Annotated in this window: 3 protein-coding genes and 1 pseudogene; 2 read left to right on the top strand and 2 right to left on the bottom strand. The window is 48.0% G+C overall.

The annotated features are described in order from the left end of the window. Window positions 1-269, bottom strand: a 269-nt coding sequence (tnpA, locus tag B5E66_RS12645; RefSeq protein WP_143407010.1) for an IS66 family insertion sequence element accessory protein TnpA, incomplete at its 3' end; no start/stop codon positions are given. A gap of 299 nt (window positions 270-568) precedes the next feature. Between tnpA and B5E66_RS12640 the strand changes: the two genes are divergently transcribed. Beyond that, window positions 569-1,363 carry a hypothetical protein gene (locus B5E66_RS12640; RefSeq protein WP_087233839.1) on the top strand — a complete coding sequence of 265 codons (795 nt, stop codon included), beginning with the start codon at window positions 569-571 and terminating at the stop codon, window positions 1,361-1,363. 50 nt (window positions 1,364-1,413) lie between these two features. After that, a complete protein-coding gene (locus tag B5E66_RS12635; RefSeq protein ID WP_087233836.1) occupies window positions 1,414-1,869 on the top strand; it encodes a nitroreductase family protein in 456 nt (151 codons plus the stop codon). Here the strand turns inward: B5E66_RS12635 and B5E66_RS13650 are convergent. Continuing rightward, window positions 1,853-1,933, bottom strand: a pseudogene (locus B5E66_RS13650) (hypothetical protein); the annotation flags it as partial. The gene B5E66_RS12635 and the pseudogene B5E66_RS13650 overlap by 17 nt on opposite strands. Between the last annotated feature and the right edge of the window lie 67 nt (window positions 1,934-2,000).

Raw genomic sequence — 2,000 nt, 5'->3', positions numbered from 1 at the left:
CAAACCGCAGATGCAGAATTCGCAGGAAGTGTTTCTGCACTCTGCCGCGAAACCTGTTCCGGAAGTTCCACCTGTACCGGTACGATCTCCTGCGCTGCCAGAATTTCCCCGGCCAGTTCATCCCGCAGCAGCCCCTGCCATCTCATGAGGGTTGAATATTTCACGCCAGCCTGTGCGCACCACTCCCGCTTGTTCTTTCCACTACGGGCGCACTCCTGCAGCAGGCTAAGGTAGTGCTGCTTTTTTAATTTCTGATATTGATTGCTCATTTTTTTACCCCTGCGAGACTTCTCAGATTTCTAAGACTTCTAAGACTTTTGATACTTTCTCTTATTTTCTCACAGGTCAGTATTTTTTTACAGTCGGGGGATTATGGAGCGCTTACGAAAGTGGGGCTAAAACTCTGTACAGGTGTCGCTCTGCGTCCGATTTTTGCAAGGATTATGGAGCGGGTACGATTTACCCAAAGATTATCTGAACTTTACGTTCAAACGGTAGCGGTCTTGTTGCTTGTAATATATAATAAACTCAAGCAGTCGTATGCATAGCCGAAGAGGAGGTACAGCCAGTGGATAATGCAACGGTATTTTGGAGTATCATATTTCCGACGGCAATTTTGCCTCTTATCCTGATTCTTGCTTTCTTCCTGCTGTGGCGCATCATAAAGTGGCTGGAACGGCGAAAGTGGAAGCCGATAACCGCCCGTGTTCTCCATATTACGGCAATCGACAAGAAGGACCGTTACGGTGTATTAGAGCCGCGACGGTACAAGTTGGATCTTGTATTCCAATGGCAGGGTATAGACCAGCATCGCTCCTGGATCTTTCCTCGTATATACGATCTCCCCAAAGCGGGGGATATTCTTCAGCTGCGTTATCATCCAAAGAAGGAGGATTTCCAACTCGTCATAAGTCCAGCTGAGAAACGGCAGATCAGACACGCCCGTATGGTTATTTTGTCGGTTCTTTGCATGGTTTTTGTTGTTCTGCTAGCATTGTTTTGTTTGATGTTCTCACATTTTCCGCAAAAATTTGCCCTCTCAGAAATGTCATTGTGGTTCCTTTTCGCGGCGCTGTTTTTCGTTCTATACTTGATTGTACGTATTTTTTATACCCGCCGTTTGCGCCGAAAAATCGAGTTAGGGGAACTGCAGCCAATCACTGCCCAAGTTCATGGATTTCGCAAAGACAGCGAGAATGACGTTTACGCCTTCTGCCTCGTCAGAGTCAACGGCCAAGAAAAAGAGGTCTGCTTGACTTCTATCCATGGCAAGCATTATAAAGTCGGCCAGCGAGTCACCCTTTATTTAAATCCGGAAACTGGGGAGGTATTGCACTTCCCTCGAATGGATACAGCCGACTAAGGTATTGCACTGCAACGAATATTGTTTCTATCATAAGAAGGAATAAAACCATGGATTTATTACAGGCGATGCAGGAGCGGCATTCGGTACGCTCCTATTCCAGCAAACCCATCGAAGGCGACGCAAAAGAAAAGCTCTCCTCTTTCATCGCGCAGTGCAATGCGGAAAGCGGCCTGCACATCCAGCTTGTCCTGAACGAAGCCAACGCCTTCGACGGTACGATGGCACACTATGGAAAGTTTACCGGTGTCAGAAACTACATCGTGATGGCCGGGATGGCCGGAAAGAAAGCGGCATCGCTGGAGGAGACCTGCGGCTATTACGGAGAAAAAATCGTGCTTTATGCCCAGACTTTAGGGCTGAACACCTGTTGGGTTGCCATGACATACAGCAAAGGCAAGGCCGTATTTCAGCCTTTTCTTCGGCCAGCAGGCTGTCTCTCATTTTCCGCTGCCACTTGTAAAAGCTGGACAAAGGAACGCCGTGTTCTGCACACCAGACTTTGATGGGCTGGCCGCTCTGTTTTGCAGCGGCGATGGTTTGAATCCATTGTTCTTCCCGAACTGCCATTGCTCTCTTTTCCATGTTTGCCTCCTCAATGGATTTTCTCGGAGAGGCCGTGTATTTTTAAGACCGC

The organism is Faecalibacterium sp. An121, assembly GCF_002160915.1.
Lineage (GTDB): Bacteria > Bacillota > Clostridia > Oscillospirales > Ruminococcaceae > Faecalibacterium > Faecalibacterium avium.
Note: the sequence above shows the minus strand (reverse complement) of the source record. Positions and strands in the feature narration are given on the sequence as shown.

Coding starts and splice junctions, on each gene's coding strand:
- B5E66_RS12635 (WP_087233836.1), top strand. CDS start 1,414: ATGGATTTATTACAGGCGATGCAGGAGCGGCATTCGGTACGCTCCTAT.